Raw genomic sequence first — 19,943 nt, forward strand, 5'->3', positions numbered from 1 at the left:
AAATTAGGTTTTGTGTTGTGCACAATATCTAGGCTCGACTCAAAATTAGATTTTGTGTCATGCACAACATCTAGGCTCGACTCAAAATTAGGTTTTGTGTCGTGCACAACATCTAGGCTCGACTCAAATACTGTGGGAGCGGTGCTTGCCCGCGAAGGCGTCCGTCCAGGCGCCGCAAAACTTATGGGTGTTGTCCCCCGCGCTCATTCAACGCCGAATCCACCAACGCCTTCGCCAACTCGATCAGATGCACCACGCCGAGTACTACCTTGCGATTGGCACCGCTCAGGTTTTCCACGGATTCATAGGCCGTCGCGGCGGCCGACTCCAGCAACTCGTAGGCAGTGGTCAACGACTCTTCCGAGCGCACATCCGCACGGATCTGGTACAGGCTTTCCGGCAGCTTGTAAGGTTCGGGCGGTTCAACCGGTGGCAGGTTGTAATGGGCGAATACCCGGTCGGTGGTCTTGTCGTGCTTGTACTGCGGGTTGACGGGGGGATCGGGGGTAATCTTCGACATTGATTTAGCTCTCTCAACGTAGGTTGAGCTGCTACCGAGTCGCTACTAAACGATTTGAGGGTGGCAGCTGTACGCAGGTTAGTAGGCCGGCGAGCTAAGGAACCGGTGCACCCGAAGGCGCCCTGCGCACAGCCACCATAATGTTCAGGCAATAAAAGGACCTGATGGCATGATGACGCCATGCGCCTAAAGCTCACGCGGGCTACTAAACCCGATCACTGAATTGGCAGTGACGAACGAAGACTAGCCACGTGTTTTGGCAGGCGCAAGCGGTCAGAATTTTCTAGGAAACTTCATACAAATGAAAGAGCAAAGTCGCATTCGGTGGTGATCCATTGACCGTTTTCAGGAACCGTTAATACACGGCTATGCTCTAGTTGAGAGAGTCAGGAGCCAAGGTCATGGACAGTGACCGGGTTTTGACACAAGGCTGGCGTGGAGTCTCCCTGAAGGCGGCGGCACTTCTGGGATGGGTGGCATTGGGCATCCAGCTCTACCAGAACTGTCAGGCCGCTGGGAGCTTGTTGGGCGGACTGGACGTCTTCTTCAGTTATTTTACGGTGCTGAGCAATATCCTGGTGGCGCTGGTGCTGACCTGCGCGGCGACATTGGGGGATTCGGCGGCGCATCGTTTCTTTCTCAGTCCCTCGGTTCAGGGCGGCGTGTCAGTCAGCGTGGTGCTGGTCGCGCTGGTGTACAACCTGTTGTTGCGCGTTCCGTGGAGCGCCCAGGACTTCGAGTGGGTACCTGATGAGTTGATGCACGACGTGATGCCCGTGCTGTTTTTACTCTACTGGTGGTTCTGTGTGACCAAGGGGCGGCTGCAATGGCGGCATATGCTGCCCTGGGTGATTTATCTGCTGATCTACTTCGTTTGTATCCTGGTGCGTGGACGGCTGATTGATTCCTACCCTTATTCCTTCATCGAAGTGGACACGCTCGGTTATCCCCAGGTGTTTATCAATGCCGGAGCGGTACTGCTCGGATTCGTGCTGGTGTCTCTGATGCTGATTGCCGTGGATCGCTGGCGCGGCAGGCTGTGAACAGCGACGACCGTTGGTCAGGACTGTCATTTCTGACAGTAGAGTCTAGTCCCGGGTTCTTCTAGGGTCTTGCTCAACAGTCCGCCTGTTTCATAAGCACTCAACCATGGGGCTTTGCCGTCGCAGGTGCCGCGTAGCCAGGAGCCTGGTCATGAGCGACGGAATGGTGTTAACGCAAAGTGGGGGCGGGATTGCGGTGAAGATCGCGGCAGTGCTGGGATGGTTTGCCCTGATCCTCCAGCTCTACCTGATCCTGATGTCGCGCTGGCAAGGCGACAAGAGCTTGTTGGGCGGGGTGGACATTTTCTTCAGTTATTTCACGGTGCTGACCAATATCCTGGTGGCACTGGTGCTGACCTGTGCGGCGACGTCGGGGGATTCGCCCATCCGGCGTTTCTGTCTCAAACCCTCGGTCCAGGGCGGTGTGGTCGCCGCCATCGTGCTGGTTGGGCTGGCGTACAACCTGCTGCTGCGCCATACGTGGAACCCCCAGGGCCTGCAGTGGGTGGCCGACGAGTTGCTGCACGATGTGATGCCGGTGCTGTTTGTGCTCTATTGGTGGTTCTGCGTGCCCAAGGGCACCTTGCATGGGAGCAATGTGTGGCCGTGGCTGATCTATCCGCTGGTCTATTTCATCTACGCTCTGGTGCGTGGCTATTTTGTCGGCACCTACCCCTATCCCTTTATCGAAGTGGACACGCTGGGTTATCCACAGGTGTTTATCAATGCCGTGATGGTACTGGTGGCGTTTGTGGTGATTTCACTGGTGGTGATTGCCGTGGATCGGTGGAAAGGCAAGCGCTGAGCGGTTGATCCTGTCGGTACCTGGGTGCCGTTGGATGGAAAACTCAGAGTGGTCCTACACTTATCCCAGGCACTGGACGGTTTGTCTTCGCCCGTGGCTCTTCCCCCCGCCCCAAGGCTCGGCTAAGGTGCGCGGCTTCTTCCATTTCCTGACCTGAAGGCCTGGCATGACGGCATCGAACAACAACCCTTTGCATGGCGTGACCCTGGAGCAGATTCTCAATGCCCTGGTGGCCCATTACGAATGGGAAGGGTTGGCGCAACGCATCGATATCCGTTGCTTCAAGAGTGACCCGAGCATCAAGTCGAGCCTGACCTTCCTGCGCAAGACGCCCTGGGCGCGGGAGAAGGTCGAGGCCCTCTATATCAAGCTGGCGCGTACCAAGCGCGAGCTGTGAGCGCGGGAACCGGAGCGATGCACAGCGCTGTCGAAACCTCGGGTGGCGGGTCTCGGATCCTGCTGTTGGGCGCGGCGCTGCTGGGCTGGAGCGGGCTGGCGATTCAGATGTACCTGCTGCTGATTTTTCGTTGGCAGGTGGAGGCCAGCCTGATCGGCGGGCTGGTGACCTTTTTCAGTTTTTTCACGGTGCTGACCAATACCCTGGCAGCGACGGTGCTGACCTGCGCGGTGACCGCCCGGGACTCAGCGGGCAGGCGCTGGTTTCTCAAACCGACGGTGCAGACTGGCGTGACGGCGAGCATCGTCGTGGTCGGGCTGGCCTACAACCTGCTGCTACGCCATCTGTGGCATCCCCAGGGGTTTCAATGGCTGGCCGATGAGTTGCTGCACGACGTGATGCCGCTGTTGTTTGTGGTCTATTGGTGGTGTTGCGTGAAGAAGGGCACCTTGCGGCTGTGGAATGGGTTGCCCTGGGCGCTCTACCCCATAGTCTATTTCGCCTATGTGCTATTGCGCGGGCATCTGATCGGGGTGTATCCGTATCCTTTTTTCGATGTGGATAAGTTGGGTTATCCACAGGTGTTTATCCATGCCGGGCAGATTCTGCTGGGGTTTTTGCTGGTGTCGGGTGTGTTGATTGCGCTGGATCGATGGCGGAGCGGCAGGTAGCGCGGTGGTGTCTGGACTGACGCTTTCACGGCGGTGTGGCGTCCCGACAAGCTCCGCTCCACAATGTTGTGTCGTTCACCGATTTTGCATACGACACAACCTTATTGTGGGAGCGGAGCTTGCCCGCGAAGAGGCCCTCCCTACCGACGAATCACTCCTCGGTGCTGTCGTCCAGTTTCCAGTAGCCGACCGCCTTGAGGCATTCCTCGTTCAAACCATGGCTGCCAAGCAACACCTTGCGGATCTTGCGTGACAGCGCCGCTTCGGTCGCGACCCAGGCGTACAGGCTGCCCTCGGGGATGCTCAGCTGTTCGACGGTGTGCAGCAGATCCTGCTCCGGCATATCGCGCCGCACCCAGGTCACCTCGACCTGCGCCGGACTCTGCAGCACTTGCTGCTCCGCCGCATTCTCCACCTCGATTACCACCCGCACCCGGCGATTGGCCGCCAGGCCTTCCAGGCGTCGGGCAATCGCCGGCAGCGCGGTTTCGTCGCCGATCAGCAGGTAGCTGTCGAAGATATCCGGCACCACCATCGAACCCCGCGGGCCGGCGATAGTGAGGCACTGACCGGGCGCGGCCTGGGCCGCCCAAGTCGCGGCGGGACCGTCGCCGTGGAGAACGAAGTCGATATCCAGTTCAGCGCTTTCCAGGTCATAACGCCGTGGGGTGTAGTCACGCATGGCCGGCAGCGGGCCATTGTCCTTGGCCCCCAGTACCATGGTGTCCAGCGCGGCCTGTTCGGCGGCGTTCTGTGGGAAAAATACTTTCACATGGTCGTCCGTGCCCAGGCTGATAAAGCCCGCCAGCTCCGGCCCGCCCAGGGTGATGCGGCGCATGCGCGGCGTCAGGTCGACCACCCGCAGCACTTCCAGGCGCCGGCGCTTGATCTCGTGCATGACACGGTGAATCCCTGGTTGATTGACTGCATTCATTCCGGTTGCTCCGAGCAGGATGGGGCCGATACAGGCCCATCAACGATGGCCTTGGCGGTGTTGTTCAGCAGGTCGCGAACCCGCAGGATTTCTTCCTGGCTCCAGCGGCCGTTGTGCAGTTGCAGGGCGTGGCGCAGGTTGTGCACCGCTTCGTGGATTTCCAACGGCCGTTCATGGCCGCGCAGCGAACGTTTGCTGACATCGATGCGCATGCGCACGCCATCGAGGGCCACGGCCTGTTCGACCAGGGACTGGCGTCCGGCGTCGGTCACGCCGTAGCGCTTTTTCCCGTCGGCTGCATCGCCGATGATCAATTCGCTTTCTTCGAGGAAGGTCAGGGTCGGGTAGATCACGCCAGGGCTCGGGCTGTAGGCACCGTCGAACATGCCTTCAATCTGGCGGATCAGGTCGTAGCCGTGGCTGGGCTGTTCGGCAATCAGCGCCAGCAGCAACAGCTTCAGGTCGCCGGGGGCGAAGACCCGGGGGCCGCGGCCACCACGTTCACGACCAGGGCGGCGTTCGAAACCGTCATGGCCATCGCCGAGTTCTCGCGGATGATGACGATGGTGGGGATGTTCCTCTCTCATTTCTCTTTCTCCTGTCTTCTTAAGATATACCTTAAGATATATCTTAAGCGCGCGACAAGAAAAAATGACGAACGGACATTCAGCCCGTTGGCGCTCATGTGCCTGCCAGGCTCCGGTGTTTTTTCTGTTTGTTTCTGAGGATTTTCCCTACGTGAATCGAAGAAAAGCACTCTAATCAAGGGCTGGGACAGCTCTTTACCATGCCGCCTGGTGTCAAAAAGGCGGGACTTATCGTGTCCAGTTTCTTGTTCGGAGCGCTTCTGTGGGTATCACCGGGTCTGTTCCTGTCGGCTCAGGCATCCGTCGATGCGGCAAAACCGGGGTTGTCGGCGAGGCTGGTCCAGGGGCTGCGGGCCAAGCCGGCGCCCATCGACAATGTCGTGGGCCGCGCCCATGAACTGATTGGCACGCCCTATCGCTGGGGCGGGATGTCGGTCAACGGTTTCGATTGCAGCGGCCTGCTGGTCTACCTGTTTCAGCAGGAGGCTGATATCAAGTTGCCGCGCACCACCGTCGCCATGCGCCGCTCCAACGCCAGGACCATCGAGCGGCACAACCTCAAGCCCGGCGATGCGGTGTTCTTCAGGCGCAATGGGCAAAACACCGTCAATCATGTCGGGCTCTATATCGGCGGGGGCAAATTCATTCATTCGCCGCGCAGCGGCAAGACGGTGCGCATCGATTCCCTCAGCAACAGCTACTGGAAAAAGAGTTACACCCTCGCCAAGCGCTTTCACACTTCCCGCTGAGGTTTTTCTCCTGCCGTCATGGCGTTTGCGCGACCTTTTGCGCGGTGCACAAGGTGCTGCTGCCCGGTTGCAGGTAAGGCGTCAGGATCGGCGCCATGCCCTTGAGCACTTGTACCGGCAAGGCCGAGGTGAATTTGAACGACTCGGCCGAGCGCCCCGGGACGAACGCGGTCAGGGTGCCGAAGTGATGGTCGCCGATGTAGAACACGAAGGTCGCTGTGCGGTTGATCGACTTCGAACTCAAGACCCGTCCGCCGGACCCGATGGCTTCGATACGGTTGTCGCCGGTGCCGGTCTTCCCACCCATGGCCAGCGGTGTGCCGTCCGGCTGTTTGAAGCTGCCGGAAACCCGCCGCGCGGTGCCCGCATCCACCACTTGTGACAAGGCTTCGCGCAGCGCCGTGGCCACCTCCGACGGCAGCACCCGCTTGCCTTTGCTCGGGTCGTTGACCAAGCGGGTTTCGTAAGGGGTGCCGGCGGCGAAGTGCAGGCTGTCGATGCGCAGTGTCGGCATGCGCACGCCGTCGTTGAGGATGATCCCCACCAGTTCGGCGAGGGCCGCCGGCCGATCGCCGGAGCTGCCGATGGCGGTCGCCAGCGACGGCACCAGGTGATCGAAGGGGTAGCCGACCTGTTGCCAGCGCTGATGGATATCGAGGAAGGCTTCGATCTCCATCATCACCCGGATCCGGCTGTCGCGGGCGCCCTTGTGCTTGCTCTTGAACAGCCAGCCGTAGACTTCCTGGCGCTCGAACTCGCTGGCGGCCACCACCTGGCTGAAGTGCGCCTGGGGGTTGTTCAACAGGTAACCCAGCAGCCACAGGTCCAGCGGGTGAACCTTGGCGATAAAACCCTGGTCCGGCAGGTCGAAGGTGCCGGGGCCGTAGGTCTTGTACAGCTTGGCCAGGCGTTCGTCGGTGACTTTCTCGGTTTTCAGGTGGGCCCGCACGAAGGTGTTGAAGGCCGCCTGCGGGGCATTCGGCAGCAGGTAGCGATGCACGGCGGCCAGGCGAATCGGCGTCGGATGCATGCTGTCAAGAAAAGTGTCCAGGCGTTCCTGGGAGGTCTTGTTCTGGTACTTCTTCCAGAAGCGCAGCATGAACGCCGTGCCCTCGCGGTCGGCGAAGCGCGCCAGGTATTCCTGGCGACGGGGCTCGCTATCGTCCTTGAGCAGTTCGGCGCTGTTGTTCGGTCCCTGGTAGGTGCTGTAGCGCACCAGGTCGCGCAGCAGGCGGATAAACGGCAGGTTGATCGACTCGCGCAGGGCCTCGCGCAAGGTCGGGCTGCGGCCGTTGTCTTCCTTGCGGAAGTTGTGGAAGTGGTGCAGGCCGCCGCCGGTGAAGAAGCTTTCGCCGGGGTTGGCCGAGTATTTCCGGCTGAGGGCCTCATCGAGCATTTTCGGCAAGGAGCGGTCGTTGTTCTGCGCCAGGTAATCCACTGCCCAGCGGGTGATCGGGTCCTGGGCGTCATTGGCCACTTTCTTCAGTTCGGCGGATGGCTGGTTGCCATAACGGTCGTGCAGTTCGGCGATGATCTGCAGGTAGCTGGTCAGCACCCGCAGTTTGGCGGTGGAGCCCAGTTCGAGCTTGCTGCCTTCGTTGATGTCGAAGGGCTGGTCGGTGCTGTCGGTCTGCACCCGTACCCGCGCACTGTCGGGGGTCAGTTCGAAAAGGGTGAAGCTGTAGCGCACCTGTTGCGTGCTGGTGGGGGTCAGCAGGTGTTCGCCGAACAGGCCCAGGGACTTGGCGACCTCGGGATCGGCCAGGCGCTTGAGGTAGTCGCTGGCCTGGCTTTGCAACTCCGACTGCAAGGTGCTGGTGGCCGAGAGGTCGAGGCGGTCGAGGTCGTAGAGTGGCCGGTTGAGCATGGCCGACAGGCGACTGCGGGCCACGCTGATACCCTTGTTCGACTCCACCGGCTGGATCGTCGGCTCCTGCTGCCAGTCGCGGTAGGTCACTTTGCTGGCCAGGGCAGCGGCGGCCAGGGGGCCGTCGATCACGGCGTTCTGGGCCAGCAGGCGGATATGGCTGTCGGTCAGCTCGGCCAACTCGTCGCGGCCGCGGGCCAGGTAATGGGAGGGGCGGCGCTGGGCAATCATCAGCGATAGCACTTCACGCAGGGCCAGGCCGCGTTGGGACAGGCTCAGGGGATCGCTGGCCACACTGTTCAAGCGCGCGTTGACCTGGGCGAAGTCGGCGCCGTACCAAACCCGCAAGCCCTCCGCCATGCCATGCACCTCACCATGCCCGGGCACGGCCGACAACGGCACGCTGTTGAGGTAGTCGCGGACCACGTCCTTGCGCGCTTCCAGGGTTTGCGGTCCGGCCTGATAGGCACGCACGCTGGCGGAAATCATCTGCCGGATCTTTTCGCCGCCCGAGAGGGTCAGGCCGTCCGGCGAGTGCCGGTATTTTTCCAACTGGGTCGCCAGGGTGCTGCCGCCGGCGGTCTGGCCGCCCATGTGCAGCACCTTGGTAATCTGCGACAGCACCGCCTTGCCGAAGCGTGGCCAGTCCACGGCCGGGTTGGCCTCGGGCTGTTTCGGGTCGAGCAGGTCACGGTTTTCGATGAACAGCAGGCTGTTGACCACCAGCGGCGGGATGGCTTCGAAGCTCGCATACAGTTGTTGCGGATAGTCGTAGTGGTAGACATCGCCCCCGCGGCAATCGGTGATCGACAGCCCAGCCTGGATTTTCTCCTTGTACGGTACGAAGAAGCCTTCCTGGCTATAGTCCAGCAGCGCCGGGGAGAAGCGCGCCTGGGCTTCGATCATGTAGTTGCGTTTCAGCAGGCGTGGCAGGAATTCACCGAGGGCGCTGTAGCCCAGGCGCTTGTCGAACGGTCCTTCACCGGGATAGAGCATCGAGTCACTGGGGCCGGGCTCCAGCGAATAACCGAGGTCGGCGGCAAGGCGACTGAACTCGCGCGCCTGGATTTTTGAACTGCGCATTTCCCGCGAGGCGGCAAACCCCAGCAGCACCAGGGCAATCAGCAGCACGAGCCAGAACAGCCGCCACCACAACCTGCGCTTACGCGGTTTTTTCGGTAAAGGCGCTTCATCCTCCCTGTTGGCTGGCGCCACAGTGTTGCCCGAATCGGATTGCCATAAAGCGCCCATAGTCGATTCATCCATTCACGCAGATTGATCGCACTTGCCTGAAGCTTAGACGCTGCTTGGGGGCGGGGAAAAATATGTGAAGTGAGTCAGGCTACGTGGGGCAATCAGGTGGTCATCACTTGCACCGGCTGGCCCAGGCGCTTGTTGAGGTCCAGCCAGCTCGCCAGCGCCGCCATCAACGCCACCCCCAGCAGCGCGCTGAACACCTGCACCGGCAAGCCATCCCCGGCCTGGGCATTGAGCATGTCCGCCAGCGGTGCCAGCAGCACGCCGAAGCAGAACACTTCCAGCGAATAACGGCCCATCCGGCAGCTTTGCCGGGCCAGCCAATGATCCAGCCAGCGGCCATTGGGTAACAGCTTCGCCAGCACATAGGCCAGTGCCAGGAAATGCAGCAAGCGTGCTGGCGACAGGTTGGTCTTGCTGATCGGGTAAAGCCATTCGCCCAACAGCTTGGGCATGAAGGCGTCGTGCAACTGTGGCCATTTCCAAGACAGGGCGATCACCGCGCAGACCAGCAAATAGACCGCACAGGTCACGAACAGCGGTTGGCGTGACAACGGGCGGAGTTCCGGGGGCTTTTTTTTTTTTTGCCCATGAATGGCCGCCGCGCCGCCGAGCACGAACAACAATTGCCAGGCCATGGGGTTGAAGAACCATACTCCGCCCTCCTGGGCGGCCAGGTTCCACTGGAACCAGGGCGCCAGCAGGTACAGCAGCACGGACAGCCCGACCACGTATTCGGCCTTGCGCAGCAGCATTGGCAGGACCAGCGGCAGACCGAGCAGCAACAGAATATACAGCGGCAGGGGATCCATCAGGTTGGGTTTGAAGCGCAGTAGCAGTTCGTCCACCAGTGCCTGCTGCGGATGGCTAAGGAAATACTGCAAGCCCATTTCCTGCACCAGGTCGCGGGTTTCCACCTGGCTGTTGGCAAAGAACACGATGCCCATCAGCAACGCCAGCAGGAAGATATGCGCCACATAAAGCACCCAGGCCCGGCGCAGGATGCGCACGCTGGCGACCAGAAAGCCGTCGCGGCGGGCGATCTTGCCATAGGTCAGGATCGCCGCGTAGCCGGCGAGAAAGACAAAGATCTCCGCCGCATCGCTGAAACCGAAATTGCGCACGGTGAAATGGCCGAGCGGGTTCTGTGGCACGTGATCCCAGAAAATGAAGATCAGCGCCAACCCACGGAAAAAGTCGATGCGAAGGTCGCGTCCGTTGGATATCACGGGAAAACTCTTGGGCGAATGTTGAATAGGGCTGTTGTGGCTGTAAGAAATTGAACGCCGCACAGCGGCGGCGTGCAGGTTGGCGTGAGTGGGCGGGAATTGCAAAACTGGGGTATTACTGAATGTCACAGTTTTGTGCCGGGGTTTGCCTGCCACCGTTTGCCGGGGCGCGGATGACATAAGGCCTGAAATTCCGATCAGCGCTACCTTTCAGATAGCCGGCGCAGGGTTGAAAGGGCTCCATCGTTAGGGGTGGGATGGCAGGGTGACGAACTGGTCTATACTTGTGGTTTCTGACAGTGGACAGACCTGTTGGCGCGGCCTAGTGTTGAGATCTCACCACGCGGGTGTTTCGTTGTACGTGGAAGCGCCCCCCGGTCGGTATCGGGTGGGTATTTCTTTTCGGCTGCGGAATTCAGGACATGGCCGTGTGTGTGCTGCTCAAGCATTTTTCGACCTACGTTTATATCGGCGTTCTTAATACGTTGATTCACTGGGGTGTCTTCCTGACGCTGCACGCTGTCATGTCGGTTCGTCAGCTCGTCAGTAATGTCTGCGCTTTTGTCGTGGCAGCCACATTCTCTTTTTATGCCAACTCACGATATAACTTCAAGCGCGCGGCATCCTTGCCGCGCTATCTGTCCTTTACTGGCTTCATGGCGTGTTTGAGCTTTGCAATAGGCTGGCTTGGGGATCGGTTGGCCATGCCGGGTGTCGTGACCCTGGTCGTCTTTTCAGGTGTCAGTCTGGTCGTGGGTTATTTCTATGCCAGTTACGTGGTCTTTCGGGGGAGGGCAACGTGAAAATTTCTTTGGTTGTTCCGGTGTTCAATGAAGAACAAGCCATTGAGCTATTTTATCGAGCGGTCAGACAAGAGCCTGGATTACGTAATTACCTGCTCGAGATTATTTTTATCAATGACGGTAGTGCTGATAGTACGGAAGGGCTCGCTCGTGCATTGGCGTTGATTGATGAAGATGTGGTGGTGATCAATTTTTCTCGGAATTTTGGTAAGGAACCGGCCTTGTTTGCCGGTCTTGAGTTTTCCAGTGGTGATGCGGTCATTCCTATCGATGTCGACTTGCAGGACCCGATTGAGGTCATTCCAAGGTTGATTGCCGAATGGCAAAACGGAGCGGATGTGGTTCTGGCCAAGCGCCGAAATCGTTCGGCGGACAGCTATCTGAAACGGAAGTTTGCGAGCATGTTTTATCACCTGCTGAATAGTATTGCGTATCCTCATATAGAAGAGAATGTGGGCGATTTTCGCCTGATGGATCGAAAAGTGGTGGATGTGATCAAGGTTTTGCCGGAGCAGCAGTTGTTCATGAAGGGGGTGCTGTCGTGGCCCGGTTTCACGGTCACCATTATTGAATACGATCGGGCGTCCCGTGCTGGTGGTCGGAGCAAGTTCAATGCCTGGAAATTATGGAATCTGGCGCTCGACGGGGTCACCTCGTTCAGTACCCTGCCGTTGCGCCTGTGGAGTTACATCGGCGGTGGGATTTCATTATTGGCGCTGCTGTATGCCGGGTATATGGTGGTCGACAAACTGTTGTTTGGTAACGCCGTGCCGGGGTATCCATCGCTGATGACGGCCATCTTGTTTTTAGGTGGAGTGCAACTGGTCGGGATTGGGGTGTTGGGAGAGTATGTGGGACGGATTTATATGGAGGCCAAGCATCGGCCCAGGTATGTGGTAAAGGATATTGTTTCTACCCGGCGGGGGAAAGGACTGTCGTCGGTCCGGGAGTGGGGGCGTCATGAGTGACATCGAGTCAGCGGCGATGACGACCACGCGTTCACGCGCCATAGGGGGGTGGGTTGTCGCGATTGTCGGCTTGTCGATAGGAGTGCGTTTTTACTTGTTGACCAACGCCTCCATATGGTCCGACGAAGGTTTTAGCCTGGAGTTAATTACCTATCCGCTTGCGGATATCTGGACGCTAAGTGGGCGAGATGTGCATCCCCCGCTTTTTTATATACTCCTGCATGGGCTGGTCGCACTGACCGACAGCGAAGCGTTGATGTGGACAAGGGGTTTCAGCGCCTTGCTTGGCGTTGTAAACGTCGGGCTTGGTATCTGGCTGGTGCGGATGGTTTCAACACCGCGGGCAGCAATAACGGCCGGCTTGTTGCTGGCGTTATTACCTATCGCGGTTCGATACAGTCAGGATGTTCGCATGTATGCGCTGATGGGGGTCGAACTGACGGGCGCCACCATTGCGCTGGTGTACTGGGTGCTCAGGTCGCAAAAAAATGTCTATCTGGTTATTTATGCTTTATTGATGGTGAGCGGGTTTTATACACACTATTTTTCGATTTTTTGCGCACTTTCCCACTGGATATATCTGCTGTTGATCCGTCTGCCGGGTTATGGCGGGCATCGACAGATTGAGCGGCTCGAGTGGTGGTTGGCTAATTTGTTGATTTCGCTGCTTTATTTGCCATGGGTGTCGAACATTTTTACGCAGCTGGACACCTTCGGCGTGGGCTGGATTCGGCCAGTTTCAAGTTATAGCTTGCCATCGGCGATATGGAGATTTTTGATCGTTAACGATGGGCGTTATTATAATGTATTTGTTTATTGGCTGGTGCCGATCTTGTATCTGATGGCGGGGAGTGTCGTGCTGTGGAAGGATACCAGTCGATGTGCAGTGCAAACGCTGATTGTCATAGGCGGGTTTTTGACGATGGTTGTCGTTTTTTTATTTTCTTTCTATATTCCGGTATTTGTAGAGCGCTATTTATTTTTTTCCGCCGTGCTGATGCCAGCTGTTGTGGCTATAGCACTGGATAAATTACGGAGTAGGAGGGTGTTTGTCCTGATGGTGTGCGTGCTCTCGGCGTTGGAGGGTTTGGGCTTAAGTCATGTTTATAGTCAGCAACATACACTGAATAATCCTTATCAGGTGGCGGATAATAGAGTGGCTGAGTTGATGGCCTACTTTAATGCTCGGTCTGTTAGCGGCGATGTATTGGTCGCGAGTGATGCCTATCTGTTTTATGCTGGGCACTTTTATAATGATAGGGGGCGGGAGCTTTTGTTGTATTTTCCACCGTCAAAAGGTGATCGTTCAATGACTTCAGGTTTTTTTGCACCCATGATGAAGTATGGCAATGATACTTATGTTGAATCTCTCGATCGTGTTGAAACGGCAACAGGTCGAGTATGGTGGTTTGACTACTCCCATAAAAAACCGGGTGACGAGGTTGCTCTTCCCGGTCGCTGGCGTCAGATCAAGCAAATATTGATGGGCGATAATGTTCTGGGGTTGTATGAGATCTGCGGGAGCGTGCCAGGGGATAACCCTGCGATGTGTGAGTGAAGGCGCCTGGCTACCAGGCGCTTTTACTCTCTTTACGCGACCGCCACCTCAAGGGGCTCAAAACTATCCGCCCGCGCCATCTGCCACATGCGCGAATAGAACTCGCCATTGATCTCGCCGGTGAGCAACTCCCCCGGCTTGAGGAACACATGCAGCTGCGAGAACAGCTTGATCTCGGTCGCCGACATCCGCCGGACCAGATGCTTGGCCTCCAGCTGCGCCGGATGCTCCAGGCCCGCCGCCGCGAGCATTTCGGCCAGCGCCTTCAGGGTATTGCGGTGGAAGTTGAACACCCGCTGGGCTTTATCCGGCACCACCAGGGCGCGTTGACGCAGGGTATCCTGGGTCGCGACACCGGTCGGGCACTTGTTGGTATGGCAGCTCTGCGACTGGATGCAGCCGATGGCGAACATGAAGCCCCGCGCCGAGTTGGCCCAGTCGGCGCCGATGGCCAGCACGCTGGCGATGTCGAAGGCGCTGACGATCTTGCCGCTGGCACCGAGCTTGATCTTGTCTCGCAGGTTCAGACCCACCAGGGTGTTGTGGACGAACAGCAGGCCATCGCGCATCGGTACGCCGATATGGTCGGTAAACTCTACCGGCGCGGCGCCGGTGCCGCCTTCCTTGCCATCGACCACGATAAAGTCCGGGAGGATGCCGGTTTCCAGCATGGCCTTGGCAATGCCCATGAACTCCCACGGATGACCCAGGCAGAACTTGAAGCCCACCGGCTTGCCACCAGACAGTTCACGCAGTTGAGCGATGAAGTGCATCATTTCCACCGGGGTGGAAAACGCGCTGTGCCGCGACGGCGATATGCAGTCTTCGCCCATCATGATGCCGCGGGTTTCAGCGATCTCCTGGGTCACCTTGTGCTTGGGCAGGATGCCGCCATGGCCGGGCTTGGCGCCCTGGCTCATCTTGATTTCGATCATCCGTACCTGCGGGGTCTGCGCCTGGGCGGCGAAACGTTCCGGGTCGAAGTGGCCGTCCGCGGTGCGGCAGCCGAAATAGCCGCTGCCCAATTCCCAGGTCAGGTCGCCGCCGTTCTCGCGGTGATAGGGGCTGATGCTGCCCTCGCCGGTGTCGTGGGCGAAGTTGCCGAGCTTGGCGCCCTGGTTCAGGGCGCGAATCGCGTTGGCGCTCAGGGAGCCGAAGCTCATGGCCGAGATGTTGAATACCGAGGCCGAGTACGGTTGCTTGCACTGCGGGCCGCCGACGATCACGCGGAAGCTGCTCGGATCGCTCAGCGGTGCGGGGCGCATGGAGTGGCCGATAAACTCGAAACCGCCCTGGTACACATCGATCAGAGTGCCGAAGGGCTTGTCGGCGCTTTCGTTCTTGGCCCGTGAATACACCAGCGAGCGCTGGGAACGGGAGAAGGGCAGGGCATCGCTGTCGGATTCCAGCAGGTACTGGCGGATCTCCGGGCGAATGCCTTCCACCAGATAACGGATATTGCCCAGGATCGGGTAGTTGCGGCGCACCGCGTGGGGACTTTGCAGCAGGTCGAACAGGCCCAGCAGGCTCAGGCAGCCGGTCAGCAGGGTGAACGGCCAGAGCCAGTCATGCGCCAGGAACGGCAGGCTGGCGAGGGTAAAGATCACACAACCGGCAAAGAAGGCGTAGCGGCTCAGCAGGGACAGGCTCATACGGTTTCCTTTGGTTCGGACTCGTCGGGAGGTCAGGCATTCTGCGCCTGGAGGAAAATCGAGAACAGCTCGGACTGGGATTTGATCCCCAATTTGCTGTACATGTGCTTTTTGTGGACCTTGACGGTCTCGATGGAAATCTCCAGCTTGCGGGCGATTTCCTTGCTCGAACAACCGCTGAGCATCAGCCGCCCGACATCCAGTTCGCGGGCGGTCAGTTGGGCACCCTTGAGCTGTTGCACCGAGGCTTCCAGTTGCGTGCGCCAGTCGCCTTGTCCGGCCGTGCTCGGTTGGGCCACGGCGTCGTCGATTTCATACGGCAGGCGTTGACGCAGCAGCGCCAGGACCCAGGGCTGGATCAGCGAAAGCAGGGCGATCTGTTCGGCGCTGAATGGCGTGGTGGAGCCCAGCGACAGGCACAGGGTGCGGTCACCGTCGAGCTGGCAGTTGAACTGGATTTCATCGGCCACCACGTTCAGGCGGAAGTAACGCTGGTAGTACTCGGTCAGCTCGAAATGCTCCGGTGCCACCTCCGGCAGGCGGTACAGGCCGGTGCGTTGCTGTTCGCGGCTGGCGATATAGAAGGGGTCGAGCAGGTACAGGCCGCGCAGGTAATCCTGGAACAACGTGTCGGGGCCGCCGTCCTCACCCGGGCATTCGGCGAACACTTGCGGGTGCCGGCCGTTGCTGAACAGCAGCACCACCCAGCTGTCGAAGGTCACGTACTGGTTGAGCAGGCGCACCAGTTGCGTCCAGAAATTCGGCCGGTCGAGGGCCTCGATCATTTGCCCCATCGCCCGGTGCCAGGCGATGTCGTCCAGGATCAGTGTCATTCGTCTACCCCTATCAGGTTACCCCGGCCGCGTAATTCCCACGGCCCTCCCCCGGTGCGCATACTGAGCCCACACACAATGGCCGGGCACTCATTCTGCCAGCTCGGCGCCGTCATTGAGCCTGGCCAGCTATCGAAAACAAGGAAAAACCCATGAAGGTCGAATTTGCCCAGCTTGCGGGCCGGGACAACGATACCGCCTACAACCTCGAGCGCGCACTGGCGGCCATCGCGGCCTGCGCCGCCGATACGCAGCTGATCGTGTTCCCGGAAACCCAGCTGATGGGCTTTCCGTCCGCCGAGACCGTGGCCGCTGTCGCCGAGCCGCTGGATGGCCCTAGCGTCCGGGCCGTGCAGCGGGCCGCCCGGGAACGCAACCTGGCGGTGGTGATCGGTGTGGCCGAGAACGCCGCCGGACAGTTCTATAACACCACGTTGTTGATCACCCCCGAAGGTATTGCCCTGCGTTATCGCAAGACCCATCTGTGGGCCTCGGATCGTGGCGTATTTACTCCCGGTGACCGCTACGTCACCGCCGAGTGGAACGGCATCCGCGTCGGTCTGCTGATCTGCTACGACATCGAGTTTCCGGAAACCGCCCGGGCCCTGGCGCAGTTGGGCGCCGAGTTGTTGATCGTCACCAACGGCAACATGGACCCCTATGGACCGACCCATCGCACCGCGATCATGGCCCGCGCCCAGGAAAACCAGGCGTTCGCGCTGATGGTCAACCGGGTCGGGGAGGGCGACGGCGGCTTGTTGTTCGCCGGGGGCAGTGCCCTGGTGGATCCGTTCGGCACCCTGCTGTTCGAAGCCGGGCGTGAAGACGGACAGTTCACGGCGGAGCTGGACCTGAGCCAGTTGGCGGCGGCACGGCGTGACTACCGCTATCTGGATGACCAGCGCCTGCGTTTGCCGGGCGAGGTGATCGAGCATGCCAACGGTGTGCGGGAGTTGTTGATTCCGTAGGCGCCGAGCTTGCTCGCGAAGCTTTTAGCGCCCTTGAGGGCCCCTTCGCGAGCAAGCTCGGCTCCTACAGGTTCCTGCTGTCCTCAAGGTTTTTCAAAACAAGAACTTCGTAGTACCGCTCCACCTTGCCGAACTCGGCTCTGCCATAAATCCAATAACATTCGGAGTAGTCGCCTCATGGCTCGTTTGCAACGTACCCTTTCGCTGGGGTCGGTGGTGCTGTTCGGCATCGCCTATATGACGCCGATCATTGTCCTCGGCACTTTCGGCATTCTTGCCCAGTCCACCGCCGGTATGGTTCCGGCCGCCTATCTCGTCGCGCTGGTGGCGATGTTCTTTACCGCCATGAGCTACGGGCGCATGGCCGCGGCCTTTCCGGTGGCCGGCTCGGCCTACAGCTATGTGCGCAAGGCCATCAGCCCGAAGCTGGGCTTTATCGCTGGCTGGGCGGTGTTGCTCGATTATCTGTTCCTGCCCATGGCGATCTGGCTGATCGGCGCGGCGTACCTCAATTCGGCGTTCCCCTCGGTGCCGCAAGCGGTCTGGGTGCTGGCCTTTATCGGCATCACCAGCGTGATCAATATCGTCGGCCTGCGCCTGGCCAACGGTATCAATGCGCTGCTGATGCTGGTGCAGTTCCTGGTGTTGGTGGCCTTTGTCGCCCTGGCGATCCACTACATCGGCGGTGACGCCAGCAAGCCGTTGTGGACCTTGTCGCCGTTTCTCAGCGGCGATATGCAGATGCCCTTGATCATGAGCGGCGCGGCGATTGCCTGCTATTCGTTCCTGGGCTTTGATGCGGTGAGTACCCTGACCGAAGAAACCCGCGACCCGCGCCGGACCATCCCGCGGGCGATCATGCTGATCACCCTGATCGGCGGTCTGATCTTTGTTGGGGTGTCGTACTTCGTGCAGCTGGCCCATCCGTCATTCGTGTTCGATAACGTCGATTCGGCCGCCTATGAAATCGCCCGCAATATCGGCGGCGACCTGTTCGTGACGATCTTCCTGATCGGCCTGATCGTCGGTCAGTTCGCCTCGGGTCTGTCGGCCCAGGCCAGCGGTTCGCGCCTGCTGTATGCGATGGGTCGTGACGGGGTGTTGCCGAAGTCGTTCTTTGGCACCTTGCATGAGCGTTTCGGCACGCCGGTCAACAGCATCCTGCTCTGTGCGGTGGTGGCCTTGCTGGCACTGAAACTGGACGTGACCACCTCCACCTCGTTCATCAACTTCGGCGCGTTCCTGGCCTTCAGCCTGGTGAACCTGTCGGTGATTTTCCACTACTGGATCGGTGGCGAGAAACGTGGGCCCCGTGAGCTGCTGCTGTTCCTGGTGTGCCCGCTGATCGGCCTGGTGGCGGATCTGTGGTTGATGATCAGCCTCGATCACCTGGCGATTTACCTGGGCTTGAGCTGGCTGGCGGTCGGCTTGGTGTACCTGGGCTTCCTCACCGGCGGTTTCCGCAAACAACCGCCGGAGATGGATTTCCAGGAAGCGGTCTGATGCCCTTGGGTATTGCATCGACCAAACGGACGCCATCGCCGGCAAGCCAGCTCCTACAGGGTATGGGGTTCGACGATACGTTTCGGTGAAACACGGATTTGTGGGAGCCGGCTTGCCGGCGATGAGGACCTTGAGTCTTGCGTCGCCCCAGCGGACGTCATCGCTGGCAAGCCAGCTCCTGCAGGAGGTGGTCAGGCGGCCTTGTTCTGGCGGATCGGCAACTCGATCCTGAACGTGGTGCCCACCCCCAGTTCGCTGCGCACGCTGATCTGCCCGGCATGTTTCTGCACGATGCCATAGGACAGCGATAAGCCCAGGCCGGTGCCCTGGCCGATGGGTTTGGTGGTGAAGAACGGGTCGAAGATCTTCTGCACGGTCTCGGGCGCCATGCCCGAGCCGGTGTCGGCCACTTCCAGCCAGATCCGCTCACCGTGGGTGCCGCCACGCAGGGTGATGGTGCCGCGCTCCGGCCCCATGGCCTGGGCGGCGTTGACCACCAGGTTCATGATGACCTGGTTGATCTGCGACGCCAGGCACTCGATCTCCGGCAGTGCGGCGTAGTCCTTGACCACATCGGCCTTGTACTTGAGTTCGTTGGCGACAATGTTCAGGGTCGATTCGATGCCCTGTTGCAGGTTGCTCCATTGCCACTCCTGGTTCGAGTCGACCCGGGAGAAGTTCTTCAGGTCCTTGACGATCTGCCCGACCCGACCGATGCCTTCCTTGGACTCCTTGATCAGCAGCGGAATATCTTCCTCGAGGAAATCCAGCTCGACCCGTTCGCGCAGGTCCTTCAAGCGTGCGCGCAACTCGGGCGCGGCGATGCCTTCCTCGGCGCCCTGATAGGCCTGGAGCATTTCCAGCAGCTTGCCGAAATAGCCTTCCAGGGTTCCCAGGTTCGAGGAAATGAAGCCGATCGGGTTGTTGATCTCGTGGGCGACGCCGGCGGCCAGTTGGCCGAGGGAGGCGAGCTTTTCCGATTGAACGAGTTGCCCTTCCAGTTGCTTGCGTTCGTCGATCTCGTGCTGCAAGGCCAGACTGGTCTGCGTGAGCGCCTGGGTCCGTTGCTCGACCAACTCTTCCAGCCGGTGCATCTGCAGATTGGCGCGTTCGGTCATTTCCCATTTGTTGGTGAGGGTGTTGGCCAATTGCTGGACTTCGATATTGTCGAAAGGCTTTTTCAGGATCACCAAGCGGTCGTGGCCGTGCAGGCGTTCCAGCAACTCATCCCAGGAATAGTCGGTGTAGGCGGTGCAGACCACCACTTGCAGGTTGGGGTCGACTTGCCACAGGTGTTCGATGGTTTCGGCACCGTCCCAGCCCTGGGGCATGCGCATGTCGACGAAGGCCAGGGCGTAGGGCTCGCCGCGGGCCACCGCCTGCTCGATTTTTTGCAGGCCTTCCTGGCCCTGATAAGCGGAGTCGAGTTCGAACGGCAGGACGCGGCTGGTCTTGACTTCCTGGCCGAACAGCGCTGCTTCCATCAGGTCCAGATCCGGCGAATCGTCGGCCGCGGGGGTGAGAATCTTGCGAAAGTCGTCGTGGATCGACGGGGTGTCGTCGACCAGCAGGATACGGCGGTTACTGAGTGTGCTCATG

Annotated in this window: 18 protein-coding genes; 10 read left to right on the forward strand and 8 right to left on the reverse strand. The window is 59.7% G+C overall.

Annotated features, from left to right (window positions below):
- Window positions 1-181: 181 nt before the first annotated feature.
- Window positions 182-520, reverse strand: a complete 339-nt coding sequence (locus AC07T0_RS08690) for a DUF6124 family protein (protein WP_495000766.1) — start codon at window positions 518-520, stop codon at window positions 182-184.
- Between the two features lie 401 nt (window positions 521-921).
- Here AC07T0_RS08690 and AC07T0_RS08695 point away from each other — a divergent pair, with 401 nt between their 5' ends.
- The 4 genes from AC07T0_RS08695 (at window position 922) to AC07T0_RS08710 (ending at window position 3,436) form a co-directional block, all read left to right on the forward strand.
- A complete protein-coding gene (locus AC07T0_RS08695; protein ID WP_495000767.1) occupies window positions 922-1,563 on the forward strand; it encodes a Pr6Pr family membrane protein in 642 nt (213 codons plus the stop codon).
- A 151-nt stretch (window positions 1,564-1,714) separates the two neighbouring features.
- Window positions 1,715-2,368 carry a Pr6Pr family membrane protein gene (locus AC07T0_RS08700; RefSeq protein ID WP_495000768.1) on the forward strand — a complete coding sequence of 218 codons (654 nt, stop codon included), beginning with the start codon at window positions 1,715-1,717 and terminating at the stop codon, window positions 2,366-2,368.
- A 166-nt stretch (window positions 2,369-2,534) separates the two neighbouring features.
- Window positions 2,535-2,765, forward strand: coding sequence for a VF530 family protein (locus tag AC07T0_RS08705; protein ID WP_040070571.1), 231 nt, complete (start codon window positions 2,535-2,537; stop codon window positions 2,763-2,765).
- A 17-nt stretch (window positions 2,766-2,782) separates the two neighbouring features.
- Window positions 2,783-3,436 (forward strand): Pr6Pr family membrane protein, encoded by a 654-nt coding sequence (locus tag AC07T0_RS08710; RefSeq protein WP_495000769.1) that lies wholly within the window; start codon window positions 2,783-2,785, stop codon window positions 3,434-3,436.
- Window positions 3,437-3,587: 151 nt separating this feature from the next.
- Here the strand turns inward: AC07T0_RS08710 and AC07T0_RS08715 are convergent, their stop codons facing one another.
- Together AC07T0_RS08715 and AC07T0_RS08720 are read right to left on the reverse strand one after the other, a co-directional pair.
- Window positions 3,588-4,370 carry a siderophore-interacting protein gene (locus AC07T0_RS08715; RefSeq protein WP_495000770.1) on the reverse strand — a complete coding sequence of 261 codons (783 nt, stop codon included), beginning with the start codon at window positions 4,368-4,370 and terminating at the stop codon, window positions 3,588-3,590.
- The gene (locus AC07T0_RS08720; RefSeq protein ID WP_495000771.1) at window positions 4,367-4,957 is read right to left on the reverse strand and encodes a PadR family transcriptional regulator; all 591 of its coding nucleotides are present in this window, start codon (window positions 4,955-4,957) and stop codon (window positions 4,367-4,369) included. The genes AC07T0_RS08715 and AC07T0_RS08720 overlap by 4 nt, the downstream gene beginning before the upstream one ends.
- 323 nt (window positions 4,958-5,280) lie before the next feature.
- Between AC07T0_RS08720 and AC07T0_RS08725 the strand changes: the two genes are divergently transcribed.
- Window positions 5,281-5,706, forward strand: a complete 426-nt coding sequence (locus tag AC07T0_RS08725) for a C40 family peptidase (protein WP_495000796.1) — start codon at window positions 5,281-5,283, stop codon at window positions 5,704-5,706.
- Window positions 5,707-5,722: 16 nt separating this feature from the next.
- Here AC07T0_RS08725 and AC07T0_RS08730 read toward each other — a convergent pair whose 3' ends face one another.
- Together AC07T0_RS08730 and AC07T0_RS08735 are read right to left on the reverse strand one after the other, a co-directional pair.
- Entirely contained in the window at window positions 5,723-8,824 is a 3,102-nt protein-coding gene (locus tag AC07T0_RS08730; RefSeq protein ID WP_495000772.1) for a transglycosylase domain-containing protein, read from the reverse strand.
- A gap of 104 nt (window positions 8,825-8,928) precedes the next feature.
- Window positions 8,929-10,056 carry an OpgC domain-containing protein gene (locus AC07T0_RS08735; protein WP_495000797.1) on the reverse strand — a complete coding sequence of 376 codons (1,128 nt, stop codon included), beginning with the start codon at window positions 10,054-10,056 and terminating at the stop codon, window positions 8,929-8,931.
- Between the two features lie 425 nt (window positions 10,057-10,481).
- Between AC07T0_RS08735 and AC07T0_RS08740 the strand changes: the two genes are divergently transcribed.
- The 3 genes from AC07T0_RS08740 to AC07T0_RS08750 are packed head-to-tail and all read left to right on the forward strand — an operon-like array spanning window position 10,482 to window position 13,388.
- Window positions 10,482-10,862 (forward strand): GtrA family protein, encoded by a 381-nt coding sequence (locus AC07T0_RS08740; protein ID WP_495000773.1) that lies wholly within the window; start codon window positions 10,482-10,484, stop codon window positions 10,860-10,862.
- Window positions 10,859-11,830 carry a glycosyltransferase family 2 protein gene (locus AC07T0_RS08745; RefSeq protein ID WP_495000774.1) on the forward strand — a complete coding sequence of 324 codons (972 nt, stop codon included), beginning with the start codon at window positions 10,859-10,861 and terminating at the stop codon, window positions 11,828-11,830. Before AC07T0_RS08740 ends, AC07T0_RS08745 begins: the two co-directional genes overlap by 4 nt.
- Window positions 11,823-13,388 (forward strand): glycosyltransferase family 39 protein, encoded by a 1,566-nt coding sequence (locus AC07T0_RS08750; RefSeq protein ID WP_495000775.1) that lies wholly within the window; start codon window positions 11,823-11,825, stop codon window positions 13,386-13,388. The genes AC07T0_RS08745 and AC07T0_RS08750 overlap by 8 nt, the downstream gene beginning before the upstream one ends.
- A gap of 32 nt (window positions 13,389-13,420) precedes the next feature.
- Here the strand turns inward: AC07T0_RS08750 and AC07T0_RS08755 are convergent, their stop codons facing one another.
- Window positions 13,421-15,040, reverse strand: coding sequence for an FMN-binding glutamate synthase family protein (locus tag AC07T0_RS08755; RefSeq protein ID WP_495000776.1), 1,620 nt, complete (start codon window positions 15,038-15,040; stop codon window positions 13,421-13,423).
- 32 nt (window positions 15,041-15,072) lie between these two features.
- Window positions 15,073-15,873, reverse strand: coding sequence for a helix-turn-helix transcriptional regulator (locus AC07T0_RS08760; RefSeq protein ID WP_495000777.1), 801 nt, complete (start codon window positions 15,871-15,873; stop codon window positions 15,073-15,075).
- A gap of 152 nt (window positions 15,874-16,025) precedes the next feature.
- Here AC07T0_RS08760 and AC07T0_RS08765 point away from each other — a divergent pair, with 152 nt between their 5' ends.
- Window positions 16,026-16,841 carry a carbon-nitrogen hydrolase family protein gene (locus AC07T0_RS08765; protein ID WP_495000778.1) on the forward strand — a complete coding sequence of 272 codons (816 nt, stop codon included), beginning with the start codon at window positions 16,026-16,028 and terminating at the stop codon, window positions 16,839-16,841.
- A gap of 177 nt (window positions 16,842-17,018) precedes the next feature.
- Window positions 17,019-18,344, forward strand: a complete 1,326-nt coding sequence (locus AC07T0_RS08770; protein WP_495000779.1) for an APC family permease — start codon at window positions 17,019-17,021, stop codon at window positions 18,342-18,344.
- A 191-nt stretch (window positions 18,345-18,535) separates the two neighbouring features.
- Here AC07T0_RS08770 and AC07T0_RS08775 read toward each other — a convergent pair whose 3' ends face one another.
- The gene (locus AC07T0_RS08775; RefSeq protein ID WP_495000780.1) at window positions 18,536-19,942 is read right to left on the reverse strand and encodes an ATP-binding protein; all 1,407 of its coding nucleotides are present in this window, start codon (window positions 19,940-19,942) and stop codon (window positions 18,536-18,538) included.
- Between the last annotated feature and the right edge of the window lies 1 nt (window position 19,943).

The organism is Pseudomonas sp. GW821-FHT04D07 (assembly GCF_059420225.1).